Here is a 26,045-nt window from a genome sequence, read left to right as displayed (position 1 = left end):
TCCTTCCCCCGACTAAGTATATCATCAGTAAACATTATTGTAAATATTTAGAAATTACTTACTCTCTTTATTCTTTCATCTTTGCAACTATCAAATTATTTTCAATTAAGTTTTTTCCAATACATTGAATCACTTGATTTTTTATATCTTTTTCACTTGATATAAGTGTTTTGATATATTCCTTGCTATGTCCTACATAATACTGCATTTTGTCAATATTTACCTTTTCCTCAACAAGAACCTCTAATTCCTTACCAATCTGTGAATTTACATATTCTTCTGACTGCTTGGCTGTTATATCTAAAAGTTCCTGACTTCGCTTATTTTTAATCTGTTCAGAAACTTGATTTTCCATCTCTGCCGCCTTGGTTCCCTGTCTCTTTGAGTACTTAAATACATGAATCTCATAAAAACCAGCTTTTGAGATAAATTCTTTCGTTTTTAAAAATTCTTCCTCTGTTTCGCCCGGAAAACCTACGATAACATCTGTTGTAATGGCAGGATGATGAAAATATTTACGAAGCAGACAACATTTTTCATAATATTCTTCTGCACTGTATCTTCGATTCATACGCTTTAGTGTCTCATTGCAGCCACTTTGCAGTGAAAGATGAAAATGTGGACACATTTTATTAATACCTGCTATTGTCTTAGTAAATTCCTCAGTTACAATTCTTGGCTCTAATGAGCCTAAACGAATCCGTTTGATTCCTTCTATCTTACTTACTGCCACAATCAGTGATAATAGCGTTTCATTTTCTAAATCCACGCCGTAGGAACTTAAATGAATGCCTGTCAGTACAACCTCTTTAAAGCCCTTATCCGCCAATCTTGTTATTTCACTGATTACGCTTTCACTTTTACGACTTCTTACCCTGCCCCTTGCAAATGGTATAATACAATAGCTGCAAAACTGATTACATCCATCTTGTACCTTAATGATAGCTCTAGTATGTTCCAAAGAGCTTGCAAGCTCCAGTTCCTCGTATTCATTGGTGTGATTAATATCAATAACATGTGAAAGATTAAAGCTATTTTTATATTCCTCTAAGATTGCAACAATATCCTTCTTTTTATTGTTACCTACAATGATATCAACGCAATCATCTAACTCAATCTGCTCCTTTGATGCCTGAGCATAACAACCCGTTGCAACAACTATTGCATCTTGATTCATTTTCTTAGCTCTATGTAGCATTTGCCTTGACTTCCGATCCGCTATATTTGTCACTGTACATGTATTAATAATGTATACATCAGCTATCTCGGTGAAGTCTACTATCTCATAACCATTTTGTTCTAGCATCTGCTGCATTGCTTCAGTTTCGTAAGCATTCACCTTACATCCTAAATTGTGTAAAGCCGCTTTCTTCATAGTTTTTCTCCTCTTCTAAAATGTTATACAAAATTGCTTTTGTCCCATTGTACGCTTTGTCCTACATCTGTTATATATTTATTAAATTCCTGCCAGATATAGTTTTATTATATCCTCATTGCACATATATTCAAAATATTTTTGTTCAAAACATGAAAATTCCGTCAAATGTAACGTTTATGACAATTGCATCTTGACTTTTATTTTCCATAAATGTAAGATAAAGATATCAAAACACAAGGGAGGTTTTAAAGATGAAGACAGTTCAAATTTCTTTAAATTCTATCGATAAAGTTAAATCATTTGTTAATGAAATTACTAAATTTGATTATGATTTTGACTTAGTTTCAGGAAGATATGTAATTGATGCAAAATCAATTATGGGAATTTTTAGTTTAGATTTATCAAAACCTATTGATTTAAACATTCATGCCGAAGATGAAATTGATACCATCTTAGCAGTGCTTAAACCTTATTTAATCTAATCGATAAGGTTACCATTCAAATGAAACTTTATAGAAAACACGTTTATCGGGTTTTCTATTTTTTGTCTATAGGTTATATTATACCTATATAATAAATACTCCGCCTGGAGTCATATCTGTCTAAAATAGATCATCTAAGCTTTACTTTAAATGCAGTTACCGCTCCTAACAGGAATCAAGTAACTGCTTTTTTTCATTCTTTATATTATACTTAATCGCATATAATCACTTCATCTGTTCGAATCGCTGTTTCTATTAATTCATCAATTTTTTCTTCCAGATTTTTTTCTGAACGTTTAATAATATTTATATTTGGCTTTGTCACCGGATGTTTGGCTACAAATATAGTACAGCAATCTTCAAATGGTAAAATTGATGTTTCATAAGTATTGATCTTTTGTGATATATCCACAATATCTTGCTTGTCGAAGCTAATAACAGGACGAATCACAGGCATCGTACATACTTCGTTAGTTGCCGCAAGGCTTTGCATCGTCTGACTTGCTACCTGTCCTATGCTTTCACCCGTAATCAAGCCTAATGAGCCTGTTTCCTTGGCAATATGCTCTGCTATTCTCATCATATATCGTCTCATAATAATCGTCAGCTCTTCATGTGGACATTTTTCATAAATATACAATTGTATATCCGTAAAATTAATTACATGCAGATAAATCGGTCCTGAATATACTGCTACCAATTTAGCTAAATCCACTACTTTTTGTTTTGCTCTTTCACTTGTATACGGCGGTGCATGAAAATAAATAGCATCGATTTTGACACCACGCTTTGACACCATATAGCCGGCCACGGGACTATCAATGCCGCCTGATAGCAACAGCATTGCCTTACCATTCGTTCCAACTGGCATTCCTCCCGGTCCCGGAATAATTTGTGAATAGATATAAATCTTCTCACGTATCTCAATATTCAACATGATATCAGGGTTATGGACATCCACTTTCATATCCGGGAATGCCTCTAAAAGCTTTTCTCCCATACTACAATTAATTTGCATAGAATCAAGTGGATAATTCTTTCTGGCACGACGAGCATTCACCTTAAAGGTCTGATTTAATTCGGGATGTGCCTTTTTCATATATTCAGTAACTGCCTGAGAAAGCATTTCAAAGCCTTCATCTTCCACATGTACAACTGGACAAATTCCTACAATACCAAATACTTTTTTCAATGCCTCAATTGCTTCTTCATAATCAAATTCACCTATTGCCTCTGCATATATTCTTCCCTGCTGCTTGAATACCTCGAATTCGCCATCCACATTTTTAAGAGCATGCTTAATCTGCTTTACTAAGGCATCCTCAAACAAGAATCTATTTTTTCCTTTGATACCAATTTCTCCGTATTTAATTAAAAACGATTGAAACATATATTTCCTCCAAATCAGTGTCTTTTATATAATCTTAATTTTGGTAAAATTTCCTTTAGAGCTTCCAAACAATAAGTAAGCTCCTCCTTTGTTGTCTCAAACGAAAAGCTGAATCTGACTGTCGAATCCAAAAGCTCCTTTTTTACTCCGATTGCCTTTAAGGTTTGACTTACGGCAGGCTTATTGGATGCACATGCAGAGCCTGCTGACACATAAATGCATTTACTTTCCAGTGCATGTAATAAAACCTCACTTTTTACGTCATCAAAGCTTACACTAATAATATGAGGAGCACTCTTTCTATCTGTCTTTCCATTAATGGTTGTACCTTCTATCTTACCGATTTCTTCGATAAAATACTGTTTTAATTCATATAAACATTCTATCTTTTCATTAAAATCACAGTAGCTTAATTGAACAGCCAAACCAATGCCTGCCACCCCGGGTACATTTTCTGTCCCTGAACGCATTCCCTTTTGCTGTCCTCCGCCAAATATAATCGGTCTTATTTTTACCTTTTCATTTACATATAAGACACCGACGCCTTTGGGACCATTAATTTTATGTCCGCTTATGGATAACATATCTATGCCTTGCCGCTTCGGCAAAATACGGTATTTTCCAAACGCCTGTATTGCATCTACATGATATAGAATATTGGGATTAAATTTTTTTATTAACTGTGCTGTTTCCTCTACCGGTGAAGCTGCACCTATTTCATTATTCACATACATAATGGATACTAATATAGTTTCATCGCAAAGTGCTTCCTTTAACTTTTCTAAATCAATAATCCCGTTATGATCCACTGGCAGGTAAGTAACCAAAAATCCTTGTTCTTCTAAATATTTCATTGCATTCATTACGGATGGATGCTCAATTGCAGAAGTAATTAGATGTTTTCCCGCACGCATATTTGCCATCGCCGCACCAATAATTGCCAAATTATTGGATTCTGTTCCACCAGATGTAAAGAATATCTCCTTTTCGTTCACTTTTAGGTTTGCAGCAATTATTTCTTTTGCCTGCTTCATAAATTTTTCAGCCTCTACACCTTTTCTATGCATAGACGAAGGATTTCCATAATCTTTCGTCATTACATCGGCTACTAAATTCTTAACCTCTTCAAAGCATTTTGTAGTTGCTGAATTGTCTAAATAACATTCCACGATGATTCTCCAATCCTTACTTTTCTAATTGAAACATAATAACAGACAGAGCTGCAAGCCCTGCTGTTTCAGTTCTCAAAATTCTTTTTCCCAAAGTGATACACTTCATATTTCTGCTTAAAGCAAGCTCTATTTCAGCATTATCAAATCCGCCTTCTGGACCTATGAATACTCCAATAGAGGAATTGGGTCTTAAAGATCCAATCAATTCTTTGGTTTCTTGCATCCCCCTTGCATTCTCATATGGTATTAAATTATACTCAAAAGCTCTTGCATAATCAAGTGCTTCTTTAAAAGTCATAACTTGCTCAACTTTTGGTATCAGCATTCTCTTGGATTGCTTTGCTGCACTTTCAGAGATTGTCTGCCATCTTTTTATCTTATTCTCTGCCTTTTTCTCATCTAGCTTTACGACAGAATTCTTCATGGCTACGGGGATTATCTCATATACTCCCAATTCTACAGCTTTCTGAATAATCAGTTCCATTTTGTCCGATTTTGGCAAACCCTGAAATAAATATATTTTAGCTGGAAGCTCTGTCTTCTCTTCATAGACGGATATGATTTGTAATATAACCTCATCACATGTTATTTGGTCTATACTGCATAAATAATCCTTGTCCCTGCCATTACTGATTAATACCTGCTCGTTGATTTTCATACGAAGAACATTTTTGATATGATTTACATCTGAACCGATAATACTAATTATATTTTCTTCGATTTGGTCTTGATTTACAAAAAAATGATGCATGTTATTTACCTATTTTTTCCTTGCCGTTACGGATACCCATTCACCCTGATATGTGACTTCTACCACTTCAAGTCCACTCTTGTTCACTGCCGTAACAACTGCCTCTTCTTTCATATCTATAATGCCGGAAGTAATATAATAACCACCCGTTTTTAAATTTTTTAATATAATCGGAGTTAGTGAAATCAAAACATCTGCTAAAATATTGGCAACTACAATATCATACTTTTCTATTCCAATTGACCCTTGAAGCTCACCGTCCTCCAATATATTGCCTATTTGTACATTGAATTTCTCATCAGGTATGTGATTTACCTGTGCATTTTCTTTTGAAGCATTAATAGCATTTGGATCAATATCAAGTCCAAGAGCATGATCTGCACCAAGCTTTAAGGAAACAATGGACAAAATACCGCTGCCGCAGCCTACATCCAGTAATTTTGTTGTTTTTGTAATGTATTTCTTTAGCTGTCTGATACAAAGTTGAGTAGTCTCATGCATTCCGGTTCCAAACGCCGTTCCCGGATCAATTTGAATCATCAGCTTTTCATGATCCTCCGGCTTTACCTCCTCCCAAGAAGGTTTAATCAAAATATCATCTACCGTAAACTGCTTAAAATACTGCTTCCAGTTATTGATCCAGTCCTTATCCTCTGTCTGAGAAGAAACAATACTGCATTCTCCAATGTCCATAAGATTAGAAAGCTCTTTTAGTTCTGTTTTCACATTTTCCAAAAGTTCACTGGCGTCCACCTCGCTGTCAATATAAAAACTGATATATGCTATATTGTCATCAGGCTCAATGTCCGGTAATATATCCACAAACATCTGCTTCTTATCTGATTCTGATAACGGAACCTTGTCCTCAATTTCGACTCCCTCTACTCCTAAGTCCATCAATGTACTACTTATTATGTCCTCTGCCTCAGTAATCGTTTTTAATGTATATTTATTCCATTTCAATGCGCGCACCTCGTTATTTATTGTTTATAAAATTCCAAATTATCTTCTAATTCCTTTGTTATTTTACCCCCACTGTTTCGAATTGAAACATATGAATTTTCTATTTTCTTAATCTTTGCTGCAAGCTGAAGCTCATACTTTTCTATCAAGTCTGAAAAAGCTGGAAAATTAGCCAAATCACTTCTTATTTCTTTTGTAAATGGACAGTAGGTCATCAATATTGTTCTTGCAACTTTATTCAGTCTAGACGCTCCTTTTGCCTCATACTTAATCCATTGAATATAATCCTGTACAAAGACCTCTCTGTAATTATTTCTTGCTTTTGCTATTTCATTACGGATTTTTTCTTTTACCTGAACTGATATGTCTCTATTTTTCTTATAAAATTGAATGTAATCATAATATTCTGAAGTTAATGATTTCTCTGTAATATCACTCCAATAAACACCTTGGATATTTCTGCATATTTCCCATCTATAACGACCTACTACATGAATTAGTAAATCTTCCGGTGTTTCTTTGCTCAGAATCGGTAACGCAAATCTAGCTGGTGTATCCTTCTTAACGCCTGATGTCTCTTGCCACATAGTCCCTTTTGTTCCCACATTAGGCATTAATATGGTAATTGGTAAAACTTTCTTCTCCACATACTCTTTTGTAATTCCTTTGCTTGAATCATGATATAATATTGTTCGATAAAAAAGTGAATAATCAATTTTTTGAAGTTCCTCGTAAGCTTTTTCGATAGAGGCTTTCTGCTGAATAAATTTGTCAATGCTGCCAACAATCAAATCTTTATGAAGAACAGGGCAAAAGGTTAACACCTTACCACTTGTGACTCTGTTTGCTACCCTAAACATATTGGTTATTTCAAATCTTACTCTGCCATCTATATCACTCATATATGCCTTTTCTTCTGCCTCTGATACATGATGCGTTTTCTTTTTCTCACGTAAAACTCCAATATAATCTAAATCAAATTCGTTTTTGGAAGGTTCAGCCTTTCCATGGTAAATCTCCTGAAGCCACTCTTTCATCGAGTAAATAGGATATTCACTTTTTGTGTCATCACGTTTGTAATAGATTAATTGCAATAGTTGGCTTTCCGTTACAAAGCGTTCATCGACATACCCATAATTTAAGAACATATCAATTATAGGCTCCGCAACATTCGTCTCTTCTGACTTAAAAAATACTAATTCATATATCTCATAGAACAGTTTTGTTATAGCCTTCCTTAGCTTGTCCACTTCATCCGTTGTTGCGAATTTATCAGGAAGAGAATTATAAACCGTTAAATATTGTTTGAATTTATCTCCTTTTTCCTTATCAATTTCAGAATAATCCAATATAGTATCTAGAGAATTCTTGGCTAAAATTCGGGCTCCCTTAATTTGATCAAGGGTATACTGCCTTGTTAAATTAGATTGTTCATCATCTAGATCGGCTCCTACTTTAATTTTTGTTTTAAAGTGTCCAACTAAAACCGGTAGTGCAGATTGCTCAATGCATTTTTCATTCGTTACGAAGTCCGCTATATTTTTTATTCTTGACCAAATCAGAGCAATATCTCCATTTGATTCATTGATTAAAAATGCAAGCTCTGCAAGTCTCATAAATAAATTGTCTTCATCCTTTGCAAAAAGTGCATCCTTTACCCTATTAACATATGCTATGACAATTTCATAAGCCTCTGTAATCTCAAATGCATATTCCTGAATCCTTTTAATTTCAGTCATCATAACATATTCGTTTGAGGCATAGAATTTCTTTTTTGTTTCTAATGGTATTAAATCAAGGTTCACATAGTAATCCAAATCGGAAGTTACTATAATACTGTCCTCATCAATTTCTTCCAGGGCTTCAATACGCTTTATAGTGGCTGATTCCTTATGATACCCCTCGCAAACATTTTTATACTCTGCATACTCTTCGTTTACGAAATTATATATCTCTTCACTTAAGCCTTTTAGCTTTTCAAATTCTCCTGCTAAACTAATCATCTGCTTGCCAAGAGAACTTATAATCATTCCCGGATAGGATGCATCTGCCGCCATAACATTACACACATCTTCTACGGTTTCTATTTGAAAATAGCAAATTAATGTTTCTTCATTCGCAATATAATTATATAAATATCTACCTGTACCTAAATCTAAAATACCAATTACATTCCCTGTATTTATGATATTTTCTCCATAGTTACCACTCGCTTTTACACTGCCTTTTACAATAATACTAATTTCTTTTATTGTACTGCCTTCCGAGTAAATAACAGCTCCTTGTTCCAATTTTCTTGTCATCATTGGTTGTTGTAATCTCCCCATCCTTTGTCTCCCTTTCTGTTCATATACATCCTTGTATTTAAGTTCTGTCAATTTATTCGAATCGATAATGGGAATAAACCCATATAAACTTGGTTGATATGGGTTTATTATAGCATCTATTAATTAGATAAACAATAGTTCAAAAGTTCTCACTCTTTATAAACCAATCATAATTGTGTCATACGCTTTTATTTCTAATTCAACTTTTCCCTTTTCGGTTAAAATGCCGGTACTTTGCTTTTCTTCACTGTTATTAATTACCACAAGCGTTTTGCTTTCCGGATAATAAGCGCATTCTGTCTTTGCATTGTCTGTCATATACTCCTGCAAAAGTTTCTCCTTGCAAGCATATAAAATAATATTAATTAGTGTCCTTGTATTGGCAAGATTTGTTTCAAAGGAGGACATATAAATACCTCTTCCCCTACCAAAATCATAAGAAGTTAAAACTGGCAGTTCATTTATTTGAGCCAACACTTTCGTTTTGTTGTCTGTTAAATAAATATGTTCCTTTGATTTGAATGTGCTTCCTTTTACAATTAATCCGCTAATCTGCTGTTCATTCAATTCCCATTTGCCATGGCATACTCTTGCACCATTGTCCATGTCCACACCAAGGATATGGGACATTCTAAAGTAGGTATCGTAGCCGTCTAGTGCAGATGGTTCATTGACTCCGATAAAGGCTCCGCCGTCATGTACCCATTCCGTAATAATTGAAACGATTTCTTCCTCTTTCCAATGTTGTGCTCCGCTCCAGGCTGAGCCTGCAAATCCTGCATTGATTACTACATCTGCTTGTTTTAGTGCACCCTGTTTCACATCCTCGAAGCTGATAAACATAACCTCAAACGGACTGCCTGACAAGCTTTCATTTATATGAATTAATTCGTGCATATGGGTTTCATGAAAATGTCCGGACAAGGTCCACGAACGAAGACTTCCCCATGCTGTTAAAATAGCTATTTTAGGTTTTAAAGTCATCGGCTTTCCTGCCTTGTGGAATTCTTTTATTGTTCTGAATTCATCTGCTATTTTCTCAATGTAGTCACAGAATTTTGGATATGGTTCTACAAGGTGTAAGTATCCCCCAAGTCCTATTCTCTCAACCGGTTCTCGAAGCAACGCTCTGCGTATACTGTTCCAAAATTTCTTCGCATCCAGGGTTGGATTTCCTCCCTCCATAAAAGTAGGTGCACCTCCAAGACCAACGGGAAATAAATATGGGTGCAGCCTCAACTCATGAACAGGTACATCCACACCTGCACATAGTCTTGCTTCAAAGCCGGAAAATACACATTTAATTATTCCATCAAAGCCAAATTCTTTGAATCTCTTACTATATGGCTCAATTCCTATCCAACTGTCATCATAAAAAACATACGCTTGCTTTCCATATTTATGTACAACATCAATCAATTTTTTGCCAAATACAATTACAAAATCATGAATAAATTTCATCCAATCCAACTTTTTTTGATTAGCAGGCATGTGTGTTACATTTAATTTCCCTTTATTAATAAAATCCTCTGCTGTCAAAGTATATCCGTATTGTTTTGAAAATTCGTCCAAGGCAAGCGGACTTACCGTAAAATCATAGGAACCCCAGTCTGAATATAAATATTGGTTTCGACTGTTGCTGCCCCAAATCCAGACAAAATTGTAAAACATGGAGGTAAATCGCACTACAGTAGTGTCTGGATGTGTTTTGCACCACTGATCCATCCATTCAAGCATAAATTCCTGAGTTTCTTGATATCTTGGGTCAAGCTGCATCAAGTGCTCTTTATTCCAGTTATTTGTTGTATGATTGTACATAGAAATTTCTTCCCATATTCGATATGCCATAAAGCTTACTGTGTATTTATGCCAAGGTTTCATTTGATTGATTGTTATACTCTGCTCTTCTTGATGATAACTCCATTGATCACTTGGTAACATTTCATTATTCGTACGATCATATACCTGCCAATATTTCATTGATTCCTTAGAAGCATTTATCATAAACTGATCCTTAAAAAAGTCTTCCATCAGATCAATTGTCATTGCAGTACTTTCGGCAACTTTTGGACTAGTCATCAAAAATGTCTGCTGAAGCTTATCCATATTCTTCCTTGCCCACTCATTATGGTCACGTATGATACATATTGTTGAATAAATCCCATACCCGGCATTTAATATTTCATCTGATAATATGGTACCATCACTGTCTCTAATTATGTCAGCTCCCCACTTTTTTGCCATTTTAAGTGTTAAGTCTTCGTAACCTAATTCTCCCGGCAAAGTGAAACTGCCTGCGTTTTTACTATCTTTCGAACCCATTTTCGCACTCCTTTTCCTTTTCTCAACTAAAATACTTTACTCAACGCTAAACAACTATCAATATTATCACCATTATGATACACAATGTCAATTATTTTTTTATTATACTTAATTAAGATAAGCTGATAATATACTCACCTGATTTCAATTTATCTGCCTGCACTCTAATTCTAATCTCTCCCTGTGCCATGCCGCGCACCACTATTAAGGCTCTGCCCTTATATACATTAAGATTTTCCGACTGATAATGATTCAATGCACAGGGGTGTGCATTACCGGATCCTAATAGAACACCCTCACCAGTCACTGTTATATGAACTGCATTGTCAGCATATGGTATCACACATCCATCCTCATCTACAATTTCACATACTATATATGCAATATCTGTTCCGTTTCCATTCATTTGCACCCGGTCTGCAATTAGTCTTACCTCATAAGCCGCTTTACAGGTAGCCAGGATGCTCTTATGCGATTTTATTCCATTTTTATATGTAAAGCATTCTAAAATCCCACTTTCATAAATAACTTCAAATTCTGCTTCATAACTCCTCTTGCTCCCAACTTCTTTTCTTTCGACCGTTTTACCATTTAGGATAAGCTCAGCTTCATCTGCATTAGCATAGATATGAACCTTAGTCTCCTTACCTTCCTTTCCCGGAAAGGACCAGCTGTTTTCTATATCCTCCCAGCCCCATTTTGTTGGTGAGCCATATTTTTTATAATTTTGTGGGTCTTCTACTCCGATATACGGCTCTTGGCGCATTCCCCACATGACTCTGCGATATTCTCCCTGGGGCTTAACAAATCCGCAAATATCGTAATCACCGCAATTTGAAATATGATACGGATAATCCGCTAGCATGTCTTGCTTTTCTCCCGCTCTTTGTATTCTGCCAAGACCTGCATCTCCAAGATAGTCAAAACCCGTCCACGAAAAGTCTCCTATGATATAGGTTAAGTTTCCTATTTTACTCCAGATTTCAGCCATCTTGTTAGGATAAGAGGCCATTTGGCATAAAATTCGATCCGGATATTTTAAATTCTCTTTTTCCCATACCTCTTCTCCATATAGACAACCTGCAACCTCTAATTGATCTAAAAATTTATCACTAATCCTATGATAATTCTCCTCTGTCAGACTAGCACTTGTAATCGGTCTTTCACAATCTGATTTTCTGATTTGTTGAATAATCGTTTTAAGAATAGTCTCTCCATTCGAACACCCTGTTGATTCCTCTAACTCATTACCAACAGACCACATAATAACAGACGGATGATTTTTATCCCGGTTAATACATTCAGAAACACATTTTAAATATTCATCCTGAAAATACAAATGATAATCGTGTGCCATCCTTCGTATCTGCCAGCCATCAAACAGCTCTTCTACCACAAGCATGCCATACCTGTCACAGGCATCCAGAAATTCCCTTGATGGTGGGTTATGTACCGTTCTCACTGCATTATATCCCAATTGTTTGAGTAGCTCTACCTTTCGTACCTCCGCCTGTCGATAGGAGCATGCTCCAATCGGTCCATTGTCATGATGAATACAGCAGCCTTTTAATTTCATTGGTCTGCCATTAAGTTTAAAACCCTCCTGCCTGCTTAGTTCAATAGTTCTTATCCCAAATCGGGTTTCTGCTTTATCGATTACTTTCCCATTAATAATTACTTTGTTAACAAGGGTATAAAGCTGCGCTACATTGATATTCCATATTGCTGGATTCTCAATTGTAAGATTGGCTTCAAAATCGAAAACTTCATCCGGCTCTAAGATTATATTCTTGCCTGTTGATATTAGCTTTTTGTCTCTTCCTTCTATTTCTGTAATAATCATTCCATAAGCTTTACGATCTGTATATTCGTTTTTTACCTTAGTGCTTACATTTATAACTGCTCTTGTATTATCTAAATATTTTGTATTAACAAATGTTTCCCCATTAATAATATGCAGCTTTTCAGAAATATAAAGAAATACATTTCGAAATATGCCTGAACCTGAGTAGCCATTTGAATTTGGCAGCATATCATTGTTAATGATGATTTTAATCCAATTTTCTTTTTGAAACATAATTTCTGAAGATATATTAACCCAGAAATTTGAATATCCATAATGATGAATGGTAACCAAGTTGTCGTTTACATAAATCTCGCTGTTCATGTAAGCTCCGTCAATGGAAAGAAAAATTTCTTTTCCCTCTAAATTAGGTTTTGGAATGAATTTTTTCTCATAAATTCCAATTCCGCCCTGAAAAAATCCACCTTTTGCTTTCATCTTTGAATCCTTACTTCGTTCTGATTCGATGGAAAAGTCATGAGGCAAACTTATTTTTCGAAAATGGTATTCACTCTTTTTGTTACTCTCTGTTTCAAAATGAAATTTCCAATCTAAATTAAAATTAATCTCTATCATAATTCTGCTCCCATCATTTGTATTATAATTTGTGTTTCAGCATATGCTTCGTCAATTTTAATGTGGTGAATTATCTGTATCAATTCTTTTATTGCTATTATATCATACTCATTTTGAATTAGAATAGGTAACTTTGCTATATCGTAACGGACGCTTTTATGCACAACAAGGTTTTTCCTATAACAAAAAGACTGTACAATCTAAATCATACAGTCCTTTAAAATATATCTATTAATCTTCAAAGCTTTCTTTTATTTTATCCATAAAACCCTTTTTCTTAGGTTTTTCTGAAGTAGTAAATGCACCATTTGAGGAATTTAACGTATTATCGCATGACGCATCAAACTTTCTAAGTAAATCCTTTTGTTCTTCTGTAAGCTTCTCCGGTACTTGTACCACTAATGTAACATAGTGATCTCCTCTGGCTGCTTTATTACGCAGAGATGGAACGCCCTTTCCCTTTAACCGGACTTTCGTATCTGTCTGTGTTCCCGGCTTTACGTCATACAAAACATCACCGTCCACTGTATTAATGCGAACTTCACCACCAATCGCTGCTTGTGCAAATGAAATGGGAGCTGTTGAGAAAATGTTATATTCTTGACGTTGAAAAATTGGATGTCTTGCAACTACTACTTCTACAAGCAAATCGCCTCTTGGACCGCCGTTTGCACCCGGTTCACCCTTTTCACGAATTCGAATGCTCTGTCCATTATCGATACCAGCCGGTATTGATACCTGAATATTTTTTCTTTTTGATACATATCCACTTCCGTGACATTCACTACATTTATCTTTAACTATTTTACCGGTTCCCTGACAGTCTGGACAGGTAGTAACATTTCGAACCGTACCGAATAATGATTGTGAGGTATATACAATTTGTCCTTTTCCTCCACACTTTGTACAGGTAGTTGGACTAGTGCCAGGTTTTGCTCCTGTACCATGACATGTTTGACAGTTTTCCTTTAAGTTGATACTCAATTCTTTCTCACAACCAAACACAGCTTCTTCAAATGTAATATTTACTCTTGCTCTTACGCTGGCTCCCTGCATTGGCCCATTATTGGTTCTTCTGCCTCTGCTGCCACCTCCGAATATATCTCCGAATATATCTCCAAATATGTCACCCATATCACCACTAAAATCAAAGCCGCCAAAGCCGCCTGCTCCTCCGGCTCCTCCTTCAAATGCAGCATGACCAAATTGATCGTATTGTCTACGTTTTTCAGGGTCACTGAGTACTGCATATGCTTCAGAAGCTTCCTTAAATCTGTGTTCTGCTTCTTCATCTCCCGGATTCATATCTGGATGGTACTGCTTCGCTAATTTTCTATATGCTTTCTTAATTGTTGCATCATCTGCACCTTTATCGACGCCGAGAACTTCATAGTAATCTCTCTTGTCTGCCATAATAACCTCCATCTACCTATGTATTATAGGCATTTATAACTAATTTCCAGTATATCATACATAAGCCGTCTGCTTACGTTACTATACACTATTAGGGACACATTGTAAAGAATATGTCCCTAATTTGATGCCATATTGTATAACTATTTCGTAAAGTTTTATCTGCTTTTCTTATACTTCTTTATAGTCTCCATCTACAACATCATCTGCTTGATAAGAGGCACCTTGATTAGCTGCATCTCCCATATCCGGACCTGCACCACCTGCCTGCTGTGCCTGTTCGTATACCTTTGCAAATACTTTTTGAGCACTTTCCATTAACTTTTCCTTAGCAGCCTTAATTTCTGCAACTTGAGCTTCTGACATATCTTCTGGATTTGACTTTTCAATTAACTCTTTTAAAGCTGTTAAATCAGCCTGAACAGCTGTCTTGTCATTTGCATCAACCTTATCTCCAACTTCTTCCAAAGCTTTTTCTGTCTGGAATACCATTGAATCTGCATCATTTCTTGTGTCAATTGCTTCCTTACGTTTTTTATCCTGTGCTTCGAATTCAGCAGCTTCCTTTACAGCCTTGTCAATATCACTGTCTGACATATTCGAGCCAGCAGTAATTGTAATGTGCTGTTCTTTACCGGTTCCTAAATCTTTTGCTGAAACATTAACAATGCCGTTTGCATCAATATCAAAGGTTACTTCTATCTGAGGAACTCCTCTTCTTGCCGGAGGTATACCATCTAATCTAAATTGTCCCAGTGATTTATTATCCTTAGCAAACTGTCTTTCACCTTGAACTACATTGATATCAACTGCTGTTTGATTATCTGCTGCTGTTGAGAATGTCTGGCTCTTCTTTGTTGGAATCGTTGTATTTCTCTCTATCAGCTTCGTTGCGATACCGCCCATTGTTTCTATTGATAAAGACAATGGTGTAACATCGAGAAGTAATATTTCGCCTGCTCCTGCATCTCCTGCTAATTTACCACCCTGAATAGATGCTCCAAGAGCAACACATTCGTCTGGATTTAAAGTCTTTGAAGGTTCATGTCCTGTCAATTGTTTAACTTTGTCCTGAACTGCCGGGGTACGAGTAGAACCACCAACTAATAATACTTTACTAAGCTCAGAAGCTGATATTCCTGCATCACTTAATGCGCTTTGAACCGGTTTGGTTGTTCTTTCAACTAAATCATGTGTTAATTCATCAAATTTAGCTCTTGTAAGATTCATATCAAAGTGTTTTGGTCCTTCTGCTGTTGCAGTAATAAATGGTAAGTTAATATTTGTTGTTGTTGCAGAAGATAATTCTTTTTTTGCTTTTTCTGCTGCTTCCTTTAATCTTTGAAGTGCCATCTTATCTGTTGATAAGTCTACGCCTTCTTGCTTCTTAAATTCAGCTAACATATAATCGGTAACTTTTTGATCAAAGTCATCTCCACCTAATTTGTTATCACCAGAGGTTGCTAATACTTCAATAACTCCATCTCCGATTTCAATAATGGATACGTCAAATGTACCGCCACCTAAATCGTATACCATAATCTTTTGCTCTTTTTCATTATCAAGTCCATATGCTAATGCTGCTGCGGTTGGCTCATTGATAATTCGTTTTACATCAAGTCCTGCAATTTTACCAGCATCTTTTGTTGCCTGTCTTTGAGCATCATTGAAGTAAGCTGGCACTGTGATAACAGCTTCTGTAACCTTTTCACCTAAATAGTTTTCAGCATCTGTTTTTAATTTTTGAAGTACCATAGCTGAAATTTCTTGTGGAGAGTACTTCTTATCATCGATTACTACTTTAAAATCAGTTCCCATATGTCTTTTAATTGAAGATATCGTTTTATCAGCATTGGTCACTGCCTGACGTTTTGCTGGCTCACCGATTAGTCTTTCTCCTGTTTTTGAAAATGCAACTACCGATGGGGTAGTTCTAAAACCTTCTGCATTTGCGATAACAGTTGGTTTTCCACCTTCCATAACAGCTACGCATGAATTTGTTGTTCCTAAGTCAATTCCTATTATTTTTCCCATAATTGTGGCCTCCTAATTTGCTACTTTCACCATACTATATCTAACTACTGTTTCTCTATAAATGTATCCCTTTTGTAATTCATCGGATACTATATTTTCACCCAACTCTTCATTCTCTTCATGCATGACTGCGTTGTGAAGATTAGGATCGAACTCTTTGCCTACTGCTTCAATCTGCTTTACACCGATTTCTTCTAATGAGCTTAATAACTGTTTATAAACCATATCCATTCCCTCTACAAAAGAAGATTTCTTTTCTTCTTCCGAAACGGCCTGCAAACCTCTTTCAAAATTATCAACTGTGGGAAGAAGCTTTTCAATTACTGTTTTTGCACCAACTTCAAACATTTGCTCCTTTTCCTTGGCAGTACGTTTTCTAAAATTTTCAAACTCTGCCATAGTTCTTTTTAAACGGTCTGTCAGTTCTTCTATCTGCTCATCCTTTTTATCCTTCTTGTCTTTCTTCTTGCCAAAAATTCCTTTTTTCTCAGATGGAGTGTTAGAATCCTTTTCTGTTTCCACAGGTTCCTTTTCTGAATCCACTTCTTCTGCATCTTCTATTTCTTCTTTTACTTCTACTTCTTCTTTTGCTCCTTCAGCTAAATCATCTAATGCTTCTTCTGTCTGAATAGAATCTTCTGTCGTCTTTACTTCAACAGATTCTTCATCTATATTAATTTCGTCCGTCTGCTTTTCGTTATTTATCACTTTTCTACCGCCTTTCTATGTCTTCTTAAATATATCATCTAGCTGCTTCATCAATGTTTTCAGCGTATTCAGCACTTTTTCATAGTCCATTCTTTTTGGTCCTATAATGCCTATTGTTCCTTTTACCCCTTCATCCAATTCATAGGTAGCAGTAACTACACTACAATCTTTCATTGTCTGTATTGGTGTTTCGTTTCCTATATAAACCTGAATTCCTCTTTCATTGTCCTCTGCCAATGTTTCTGTTACCAAATTGACTAACTGTTGTTTTTCTTCTAATGCAGAAATTAATTCACTTGCCTTTTCCGAATCACTTAATTCAGGATATTTAAAAATATTAGTTGCACCACTCGTATAGATTTCTAAATCATCATCCGACTGAATAGCTTCTGCAACCGCATCTAAGACAGAATTTACAATACCGCTGTGAATACCTGCTTTTTCTTTCATTTGAGAAATCACGCTGAGATTAATCTCATCGATTGAAAGCCCATTTAAATTAGAATTTAGAAGAATATTTAACTTTAATATTGTTTCATTATCTAATGGTCCGCAGGCGTCTATTATCTTGTTCTTGATAATATTTCCTTCCACTACTACTACTGCGAGGATATGTTCCTCATCTACTTGAGAAAGCTGTATAAACTTAAGCTTATTCTTATGAAACCTTGGAGATGAAATCATGGTAGCATAATTGGTATTCATCGCCAACAGTTTTACAATCTGCTTTAGAATCAATTCCATCTTATCTTCTTTTTCAACCATCAGTTCCTTCATTTCTGAAACTTCTCTGTCTTTTTCTTTTAATATCTGATCTACATACAATCGATACCCTTTATCTGTCGGAATTCTTCCTGCTGAAGTGTGAGGCTGAATGATGTAACCAAGTTCTTCCAAATCAGACATTTCATTTCTTATCGTTGCTGAGCTTAGATTTAAATCAGAATATTTAGAAATTGTTCTTGAACCTACTGGTTCGCCAGTATCAAGGTAATTTCTAATGATAGCATGTAATATTTTAGCTTTTCTCTCATCTAATTCCAACCGATTCACTCCTTTTTGCAAAGAACTTTATTTCATAAGCTTTTAGCTCTGTTAGCACTCGTTCATGTAGAGTGCTAACATCTATGTACCTAAAATAACACCTATCATTATTTTTGTCAATAGTAATTTCTAAATTTATTGATATACTTATCTCTTTAATAATATCCCCTTTTTTTAACACAATATAATGACACTAGAGTTCCAAAGTATTAAATCTTGTACTTTCTACCTATTTTATCTCGAACCTTGACAATTATATATATTTTATTGTATATTCTTATTTATATAATTGAATAATCGTAAATTTTTAATTCAATTATTGCGATGTTAGTCAATTTTTTGAAAATTAGACATAACTTGCATAAATTTTAAAGGAGTTGGTTTTTTTGGATTCTGGCGAGGCCACACAGTTATTTATTTTGTTATTACTTTTATTATTGTCTGCATTTTTTTCTTCCGCAGAGACTGCTTTTACTACAGTCAACAAGATTCGTATCCGTACCTTAATGGAGGATGGCGATAAGCGGGCTAAAACAATATTAAAAGTAATTGATGACTCAGGCAAAATGCTCAGTGCGATACTTATTGGTAATAATATTGTAAATTTAACTGCTTCCTCTCTGGCAACCACCTTAGCTATCAAGCTATGGGGAGATACCGGAGTTGGTATTGCAACTGGAGTTATTACATTATTAATACTTGTCTTTGGTGAAATTACACCTAAAACGCTCTCTACATTACATGCAGAGCAAATAACATTATCCTATGCAAATATTATTCATATGCTGGTAATTGTTTTAACACCTGTTATATTTTTTGTAAACAAGCTGTCTTTTGCAGTACTAAAGCTTTTTCGAGTTGATGCAAGCATCAGAAGTGATATTATAACAGAAGATGAGCTTCGTACGATTGTGGATGTCAGTCATGAGGATGGTGTTATTGAAAAAGAAGAGCGTAAAATGATATATAATGTTGTTGACTTTGGTGATTCACTTGCTAAGGATATCATGGTTCCTAGAATTGATATGACTTTCTTAGATGTCAATTGCACTTATTCTGAATTAATTACAGTATATAAGGAAGTGAAATTTACACGACTGCCTGTATATGAAGATACTACTGACAATGTAATTGGTATTATTAATGTAAAAGACTTACTATTATATAATCCAGAAACAAAATTTAATATCAGAGATTTTTTACGTGAACCATATTTTACATATGAATTCAAAAAGACTTCAGAACTTATGATGGAAATGAGAAAAAGCTCAATCAATTTTGCAATTGTACTAGATGAATATGGTGCAACTGCCGGTCTTATTACATTAGAAGATTTACTGGAAGAAATTGTTGGCGAAATCAGAGATGAATATGATACAGACGAAGAAGATCTTGTAAAACAAATAAATGAAAGAGAATATATTATAGAAGGCTCTATGAAGCTTGATGATATTAATGATATATTAGGTCTTGATATTACTTCTGACGATTATGATTCCATCGGCGGTATTATTATAGAATTACTAGACCATCTTCCCGAAGCTGGGGAAGAGGTTACTACAGAAAGCGGAATTCGATTAGTCGCAGAAACGGTTGATAAAAAGCGTATTGAAAAGGTTCATATGTATCTGCCTGACAATATATTATATATGGAGGAATTAGATTCAAGTATGATAGAGCCACCTCTGATTACTGAATCAAAACAGTAATATGTAAGGGTATTAACATTTTTTATTTTATATTATAAAAAGGGGAACAATTAATTTTATAATTGTTACCCCTTTTTATCTTACCAATTCCAAACACAATCAACTATCTAGTTAACAATAATTTGGAATTTTCTCGAATCACATTACAAAGCTCATCATATCTATCTTGTAATATAGTAAAATAATTTGCACATTCAAATTTGCTTTGCCTAAGCTCTTCTACTAGAAAGACCAATGGGTCATATAGAGAACGCAAACCTAAATTAGCTGTAACCCCCTTTAAAGTATGAGCATTAATAAAAGCTTCTTCATAATTTTTAATCTCTAAATTTTTCTTCAATAATATAAAATTTTTATCGTCTAAAAACTTAACCAAAAATTTTTCATACAAATCTTCACGATTCATAAATCTCTCAAGTGTGTTCTTCACTTCTATTCCAATTTCAACTAATTGCCTTTTATAACTCTCTTCCATGTACTTCACCCCAAAAATGTATTTTACTCTTTCATTCATAAGATACATTATTTGTCACAAATTGTCAATATGTCTGAAAATTTTACTTTATAATGTTTTTAAAAAATTAATTTTGTTTACAAATTGTTTTGTTTTTTTACATATTTTTTTACATATTTTCTTTCACTTTTATTTCATCGTCAGAAATTCTGACAATATCCCTTACCGCATCTTCAGACATTTCCAAATATTTTGCAAGCTCTGTTATGCTTACAGGTCTTCCCAACTCTTCCTCTAAATTCTTTACTCCTTCGTTTAAATAATTTACCCTGCCTAATATCTGTTTATCAGCAATCTTTATTGTATCAGCTTCCTCTAATACTTCTTCAATTGCCATTTTAATTCCATTGTTTAACATATCTTCTAGCTGATCTTCTTTCAAAGGGCTGTGAACCTCGTCCAGTGTTAACATTAGGCCAATATTTCCTTCTTGAATTAAATCACTAAGTGGTAATCCCTTGTTTAAATAAGCCTTAGATAATTCAACTACTCTTGGCAGATACAATTGAATCATCTTACTCTTTGCCAAAGCATCTCCTTGTATTACCTGCCTATATAAATCTATTTTCTCATGATTGTTCATATTTGGAATAGCTCCAAGTTCTTCTAAATACATATTAAGGTATCCGTTTTCTTCTTCCTTCATCTCCTGATTATTATCTTGTATTTCTGTTTCTTCCTTTATTTCATCCGTATTTACAGAATCACTTTCTTCAAAAAGCTTAACTTTATCACTTCTAATGTGTCCTTCAATCTCTATCTTATTCGCCTCTAAATAGCTATATACCAATTCCATTTGTTCATTACTCAACGAAATTTTTGAAAAAAATTCTTTTATCTCAGTTACTGTAAGCTTATTTTCTTGTGTTATGGCTAACTCTCCAATTTCATTGAGCAGCTCTCTAAATATAATTTTATCACTCATCTATCTTATCTTTCTCCTTAATATCATGTCTATCTATTTGCTTTTTTTCTTTATTAAATATTATTTAAGCATATCATAAAGAAGGGGAGAAAACAACTTGTTAAAGCGCATTTTATCTTTGTTATTTACATAAAATGCGCTAGTTCTTTTTCTAGTATTCTATTGCTTATTTAAGTCCGCTGCTACCTTTTTTGCTATAAATCTGGAGACATTATATGTTCTGACATTTAGATTTTCTAAATCATTTTTCAGGTTACTGAAATATTCTTTAACTTGCTGGTTACTTTGGTATTTGGCTAATACAGGGGCCGCGTCCGCTGATAGTGTAGTAAAGTAGAATAAGTCTCCATAATTTTCGTAATTTATTTGCTGTCTTTCTTCTTGCGCTTTTATTACGATTGTATTCATGTTATAGCTTGCTATTATATAGTCCGGATGACTATACGCTAACTCAATGTAGCATATGGTAACTACTATCATGCCATATTTAAAAAGAGGAAACTTCTCTCGGTATATACTAATTAATATACCAAACATTATTAAAGCTATGACGAATAATGACCATAACACCAAAATTCTTAAAAAAGTTAGTTGATAGACACTGATATAAATAATCATCCGATAAGCACTAGAAGCGGTCATAATGTATGTACATACTGAAATAACAGTAAGTATCCCCTTTAATAGTTTACTTTCTCTAAAAAAAGCCATACAGCATAGTACCATAATCAGATTTATTCCACATACAAATAGTAATTGAAAAAAACCTTCTCTTGCATATTGCGCATATGTATAATTTTCAGGCAGCTTCAACTGGTCAAAAAATAGTCCCATAATTTGAATACCGCAAAATAAGAGATAGATAACGGAAATGATTCCTGCAAAAGTAATTGCTATCATAGGCTCCTGTACTCTTTTATCTGTAATCTCCTCGTTTATTCTTCTTTTGGCTAATGCATTAATAAAACAATATACTACTATATAAGTAAATGTAATCATAAGAATTATATATATAACACTTTTGAAAGCAAATAAGTTATGAAACAAATTCGCAATTATAGCAGCAAAAATTCGGTCTGCACTTAAAAGCAGTATCATAATAATCAAAGTCAGCGGTACTGCAATACCTATTCCTATCAAAATGTATCTTATTTGGGTATTTCCCTTTTTTTGTTTCGATTTTATCGATACTACTACATCTACAAATGAATATTCCACAGATAATAGCATTGAAATGCACAGTGTGATAAGAGCTTCTAAATATTTACCTAAACTCCATTTGGAATCATCGTAAAAATGATGCAGCATAAAGCTCATAAATAGTACTGCTATTCCAAGCTTACTTAACACATTAAGTCTAAAATCATCCGTTAGACAAATTGATATACCAAGCAGCATGATACTTATTATATAAAAGCTCCTATCCTTTTTCATTTTTTTACCTAATTTTTTAATCACTAATGAGAAAAAAAATATGGTACCAGCCTGTAAAAGGGGCACTGTAATACCTGCATCATTCTTATACATACAAAAGGTATAAAATATAGCGTAAAGGATACATGTTAATCCAAAAAACTCAAAATTTTCTTGGATTGTCTTTCTCTCATTTGTCTCAACTTCACAATTCGTTATGAGTAATTTATCCGTTTCTGAATCAGTTTGATTTATAGTTTTATCCATAATAGCCTCCCTGGGTGTATTGATTGCCCAATCTTGTTCCTATATTTTTTAGTCTCAATCTTTTATTTATTGATCTGTTTCGTCCTCATCAATATATTGTAAAATATCCCCCGGCTGACAATCCAGTGTTTTACAGATAGCCTCTAAAGTTGATAATCGAATTGCCTTTGCTTTATTATTTTTTAATATTGATAAATTGGCCATTGTAATGTTAACTTCACTTGCTAATTGTGTTAACCCCATTTTTCTTTGAGCCATTACTACATCTAGATTTATTATTATTGCCATTGAAAGCCTCCTAAATTGTTAAATCATTTTCCAATTTGTAAGTAACCGCCTTATCAAATACTTGAGAAAGTACCTTACTAAAAAGTCCTGCAATCACAAATACTAAAATAACAACCAGCACGGCTGGTGTTAAATATAAAAGCAGACGTAAACAGGTTACTAACGCAATCATAAAGCTATAATTTCCCATTCTTCTTAACGATACAACATTCTGTTTTATGAAACAATCATCGTTAATTACTGATTTGAACATTTTTCTTAGCTCCCATATAATCAATACTGCAAATAGCCCAGACCCAAAAAATAAAACACATAATTCAATATAATGTTTCGCAAAGTAGGAATTGTAATTACCATAAAAATTTATACTAATTGGTAATGTCAGGCATACTATTATTCCCCCATAGAACATTACATCAAGTAATATTTTCGTCATCATTGTAATTCTGTCTTTCATTTCTTTCAATCCTTTCTTTTTCATCGCTTTCCAACGAACTTAGTTATTTCAAACTTATTTTGGCCTCAAATTTATATCGTGGAAACACGTTACTTACCATTTTCTCAACATTTCCATTATTAATATAGCACACCACAAACTGTATTTCAATATATTTTTATTGATTTTCGATAAAAATATATTGAAATACAGTTTGTTTATAGCCTCTTACCCCGTAAATGTTTTGCATGAAATGTTTTGCATGAAATGTTTTGCATGACAAAAGCTGAACGTTTCGTATGGGCTACGAATGTCCAGCTTTTTTGTATGAATTAATGTGATTCAAATTCAACTGATATCTTCTAGTGCAGGCTGATTATAGCGTCCATTTGTTCAACTGCTCTATCAGTATTCTTTGGGATATATCACTCCCTATCTCATAATGGCTTTTACAAAGAGAGATTCATTAGAAGTGCAACCAGTTCCTGTTCTGTCTCTGGTTTTTTATCAAGTTCAATATATGTTCTAGCGATATCTTCCATTTGATGAAAATCGGAACCGTATGTTTCAAGTAATCTATGTTTCTTTGCGGCTTTTTCAGCCAATTCATTTCTAGAATTATGCCTGGGATTTCCATTGTAAACTTCAATCCCATGTAAAAATTCTACTGGTGCTAAATGGCAACTATCTCTAAATGGATGAGCTTGAACAATTATTAGGTTTTTTTCCTTTGAAATATCAAATAAATCACTCAGTTCTTTCATATAAATCCATGGATGCTGTTTCGGAAATTCTTCATCAATGCCATAAACCAGAAAATCATTATCATCATCCGGAAAACGAATTTCCATTCCCAAAAGTACCTGAAATTCACTGTCTCTTACAGATTGCTTTGCGAGACGGTATCCTTTTAAAAAGCTCTCGCAAATTTCCGCCCAAGTTCTTTCTTGTGGACCGCCAAAAACACTTTTACTAAAATGATCTGTGACAACAATGCCATCATATCCAGCTTTTTGATATAATTCTACACCTTTTTTTGCAGCTATCTTTCCACAAGGACTGGATTCCTCCGTATGAAAATGCATTTCAAACTTAAATGTACTCATTTTAATTTCCTCCTCACAAATATTTTAATACACTATAAAATTTAGTTCCATTCGTGACACTGTATATGTTAAAATATATATAATAGAATTATAAACATAGTGGGCTGCTATTACTATGCTAGAAAGGATTTATTATGACTGAATTTCATTTTTCATCAGAAGTTGCTTATACCAAAACAGAACGAAAAATCATTAATTACATTTATGAAAATCCTTCTTCATTTGTCCATATATCCATTAGTGAACTTGCAAAGCGCCTAGGCACTTCGGAATCTACCATCTCTCGATTTGCAAGACATACTGGTTATGCGGATTTCAAGGAATTGCGTAATGCAGTTCTATGTCATTTAGAGGGAAACAGTTCTCCGGCTGAAAAATTAAACCATACTATCTATAAACAAGATCTTTCCTCTTTTGATGGTATGTTACATTATCAGCAATTTTGTATTGAAAAAACCTTGACTTTACTAGACGAAGAACAGCTTGAAGCCGCCATGTCAGCTATTATTGAAGCCAATACAATATATATATATGCAAAAGGTGCCGCCGTATCCATCGCACAATTGTTAAAGTTTCGGCTTTCCCGATTTGGTTTTAGAATAGTTCTACTTCCACCAGGCAGCTCAGAATTATTCGAATTTATGAATTTCATAACCGCCGATGATGTAGTCTTTTTGATTGGATTTCAAAAAACACCACGTGAAGCAGAAGTACTGCTAAAACACCAATCTATAGTTCCTTACAAAACCATTCTAATAAGCAGCAGATTATATAATAATGCAGAACTATTACCAACGATTCAACTTTATACTTATCGTGGTGAACCAAATGAATATCATTCCATGACAGCACCTATCGCACTTGTTGACGCCTTAGTTCTTATGATTGCTTCACGAATAGGTGAAAATGCAACTAAGGATTTAAAACAACTTCATTCATTAAAAGAAAAATATAAAGACGATATTCCGCGATAAGAACTACATC

22 protein-coding genes are annotated in these 26,045 nt (G+C 34.3%); 3 read left to right on the top strand and 19 right to left on the bottom strand.

Annotation, left to right across the window (positions count from 1 at the left end; genetic code table 11):
* Nucleotides 1–67: 67 nt before the first annotated feature.
* The gene (gene mtaB, locus C8E03_RS05640; RefSeq protein ID WP_110290528.1) at nucleotides 68–1,375 is read right to left on the bottom strand and encodes a tRNA (N(6)-L-threonylcarbamoyladenosine(37)-C(2))-methylthiotransferase MtaB; all 1,308 of its coding nucleotides are present in this window, start codon (nucleotides 1,373–1,375) and stop codon (nucleotides 68–70) included.
* 254 nt (nucleotides 1,376–1,629) lie between these two features.
* Here mtaB and C8E03_RS05635 point away from each other — a divergent pair, with 254 nt between their 5' ends.
* A complete protein-coding gene (locus C8E03_RS05635; protein ID WP_094379728.1) occupies nucleotides 1,630–1,860 on the top strand; it encodes an HPr family phosphocarrier protein in 231 nt (76 codons plus the stop codon).
* A 211-nt stretch (nucleotides 1,861–2,071) separates the two neighbouring features.
* Here C8E03_RS05635 and thiI read toward each other — a convergent pair whose 3' ends face one another.
* The 12 genes from thiI to hrcA all read right to left on the bottom strand — a co-directional run bounded on the left by thiI (nucleotide 2,072) and on the right by hrcA (nucleotide 18,412).
* Nucleotides 2,072–3,250 (bottom strand): tRNA uracil 4-sulfurtransferase ThiI, encoded by a 1,179-nt coding sequence (gene thiI, locus C8E03_RS05630; protein ID WP_094379730.1) that lies wholly within the window; start codon nucleotides 3,248–3,250, stop codon nucleotides 2,072–2,074.
* 14 nt (nucleotides 3,251–3,264) lie between these two features.
* Nucleotides 3,265–4,419 carry a cysteine desulfurase family protein gene (locus C8E03_RS05625; protein WP_110290527.1) on the bottom strand — a complete coding sequence of 385 codons (1,155 nt, stop codon included), beginning with the start codon at nucleotides 4,417–4,419 and terminating at the stop codon, nucleotides 3,265–3,267.
* A gap of 16 nt (nucleotides 4,420–4,435) precedes the next feature.
* A complete protein-coding gene (locus tag C8E03_RS05620; RefSeq protein ID WP_094379734.1) occupies nucleotides 4,436–5,173 on the bottom strand; it encodes a 16S rRNA (uracil(1498)-N(3))-methyltransferase in 738 nt (245 codons plus the stop codon).
* A gap of 9 nt (nucleotides 5,174–5,182) precedes the next feature.
* Nucleotides 5,183–6,136: a 50S ribosomal protein L11 methyltransferase gene (gene prmA, locus C8E03_RS05615; RefSeq protein WP_094379736.1), complete on the bottom strand. Its 954-nt coding sequence runs from the start codon at nucleotides 6,134–6,136 to the stop codon at nucleotides 5,183–5,185.
* Between the two features lie 17 nt (nucleotides 6,137–6,153).
* On the bottom strand, nucleotides 6,154–8,463 hold the full coding sequence (locus tag C8E03_RS05610; RefSeq protein WP_110290526.1) for a cyclic nucleotide-binding domain-containing protein: 2,310 nt from the start codon (nucleotides 8,461–8,463) through the stop codon (nucleotides 6,154–6,156).
* Between the two features lie 156 nt (nucleotides 8,464–8,619).
* A complete protein-coding gene (gnpA, locus tag C8E03_RS05605; protein ID WP_094379739.1) occupies nucleotides 8,620–10,785 on the bottom strand; it encodes a 1,3-beta-galactosyl-N-acetylhexosamine phosphorylase in 2,166 nt (721 codons plus the stop codon).
* A 112-nt stretch (nucleotides 10,786–10,897) separates the two neighbouring features.
* On the bottom strand, nucleotides 10,898–13,204 hold the full coding sequence (locus tag C8E03_RS05600) for a glycoside hydrolase family 2 TIM barrel-domain containing protein (RefSeq protein WP_110290525.1): 2,307 nt from the start codon (nucleotides 13,202–13,204) through the stop codon (nucleotides 10,898–10,900).
* Nucleotides 13,201–13,368: a hypothetical protein gene (locus C8E03_RS21885; protein ID WP_170122908.1), complete on the bottom strand. Its 168-nt coding sequence runs from the start codon at nucleotides 13,366–13,368 to the stop codon at nucleotides 13,201–13,203. The genes C8E03_RS05600 and C8E03_RS21885 overlap by 4 nt, the downstream gene beginning before the upstream one ends.
* A gap of 67 nt (nucleotides 13,369–13,435) precedes the next feature.
* Nucleotides 13,436–14,617 (bottom strand): molecular chaperone DnaJ, encoded by a 1,182-nt coding sequence (dnaJ, locus tag C8E03_RS05595; RefSeq protein ID WP_094379743.1) that lies wholly within the window; start codon nucleotides 14,615–14,617, stop codon nucleotides 13,436–13,438.
* A gap of 171 nt (nucleotides 14,618–14,788) precedes the next feature.
* Complete coding sequence (dnaK, locus tag C8E03_RS05590; protein ID WP_110290524.1) at nucleotides 14,789–16,651, bottom strand: molecular chaperone DnaK; 1,863 nt, start codon at nucleotides 16,649–16,651, stop codon at nucleotides 14,789–14,791.
* Between the two features lie 12 nt (nucleotides 16,652–16,663).
* Nucleotides 16,664–17,323 carry a nucleotide exchange factor GrpE gene (grpE, locus tag C8E03_RS05585; RefSeq protein ID WP_408609910.1) on the bottom strand — a complete coding sequence of 220 codons (660 nt, stop codon included), beginning with the start codon at nucleotides 17,321–17,323 and terminating at the stop codon, nucleotides 16,664–16,666.
* Nucleotides 17,324–17,374: 51 nt separating this feature from the next.
* Nucleotides 17,375–18,412 (bottom strand): heat-inducible transcriptional repressor HrcA, encoded by a 1,038-nt coding sequence (hrcA, locus tag C8E03_RS05580; protein ID WP_094379887.1) that lies wholly within the window; start codon nucleotides 18,410–18,412, stop codon nucleotides 17,375–17,377.
* Nucleotides 18,413–18,789: 377 nt separating this feature from the next.
* Between hrcA and C8E03_RS05575 the strand changes: the two genes are divergently transcribed.
* Complete coding sequence (locus tag C8E03_RS05575) at nucleotides 18,790–20,112, top strand: HlyC/CorC family transporter (RefSeq protein ID WP_094375651.1); 1,323 nt, start codon at nucleotides 18,790–18,792, stop codon at nucleotides 20,110–20,112.
* 103 nt (nucleotides 20,113–20,215) lie between these two features.
* Here the strand turns inward: C8E03_RS05575 and C8E03_RS05570 are convergent, their stop codons facing one another.
* From C8E03_RS05570 to C8E03_RS05545, 6 genes are all read right to left on the bottom strand, one after another.
* A complete protein-coding gene (locus C8E03_RS05570; protein WP_094375652.1) occupies nucleotides 20,216–20,587 on the bottom strand; it encodes a hypothetical protein in 372 nt (123 codons plus the stop codon).
* 148 nt (nucleotides 20,588–20,735) lie between these two features.
* Nucleotides 20,736–21,551, bottom strand: coding sequence for a sigma-70 domain-containing protein (locus tag C8E03_RS05565; protein WP_094375653.1), 816 nt, complete (start codon nucleotides 21,549–21,551; stop codon nucleotides 20,736–20,738).
* A 159-nt stretch (nucleotides 21,552–21,710) separates the two neighbouring features.
* Nucleotides 21,711–23,231 carry a DUF4153 domain-containing protein gene (locus C8E03_RS05560; protein WP_110290523.1) on the bottom strand — a complete coding sequence of 507 codons (1,521 nt, stop codon included), beginning with the start codon at nucleotides 23,229–23,231 and terminating at the stop codon, nucleotides 21,711–21,713.
* A gap of 66 nt (nucleotides 23,232–23,297) precedes the next feature.
* Nucleotides 23,298–23,519, bottom strand: coding sequence for a helix-turn-helix domain-containing protein (locus C8E03_RS05555; RefSeq protein ID WP_094375655.1), 222 nt, complete (start codon nucleotides 23,517–23,519; stop codon nucleotides 23,298–23,300).
* 10 nt (nucleotides 23,520–23,529) lie between these two features.
* Nucleotides 23,530–23,976: a DUF2975 domain-containing protein gene (locus tag C8E03_RS05550; RefSeq protein WP_094375745.1), complete on the bottom strand. Its 447-nt coding sequence runs from the start codon at nucleotides 23,974–23,976 to the stop codon at nucleotides 23,530–23,532.
* A gap of 428 nt (nucleotides 23,977–24,404) precedes the next feature.
* Nucleotides 24,405–25,061, bottom strand: coding sequence for a PHP domain-containing protein (locus C8E03_RS05545; RefSeq protein ID WP_094375656.1), 657 nt, complete (start codon nucleotides 25,059–25,061; stop codon nucleotides 24,405–24,407).
* A 134-nt stretch (nucleotides 25,062–25,195) separates the two neighbouring features.
* On the opposite strand from C8E03_RS05545, the gene C8E03_RS05540 reads away from it, so the two are divergent.
* On the top strand, nucleotides 25,196–26,035 hold the full coding sequence (locus C8E03_RS05540; protein WP_110290522.1) for a MurR/RpiR family transcriptional regulator: 840 nt from the start codon (nucleotides 25,196–25,198) through the stop codon (nucleotides 26,033–26,035).
* The last annotated feature ends 10 nt before the right edge of the window (nucleotides 26,036–26,045 follow it).

Origin of the sequence: Lachnotalea glycerini, from assembly GCF_003201285.1 — a bacterium.
Lineage (GTDB): Bacteria > Bacillota > Clostridia > Lachnospirales > Lachnospiraceae > Lachnotalea > Lachnotalea glycerini.
The sequence above is the reverse complement of the archived record's forward strand: the minus strand, read 5'-3'. Positions and strand labels throughout refer to the sequence as shown.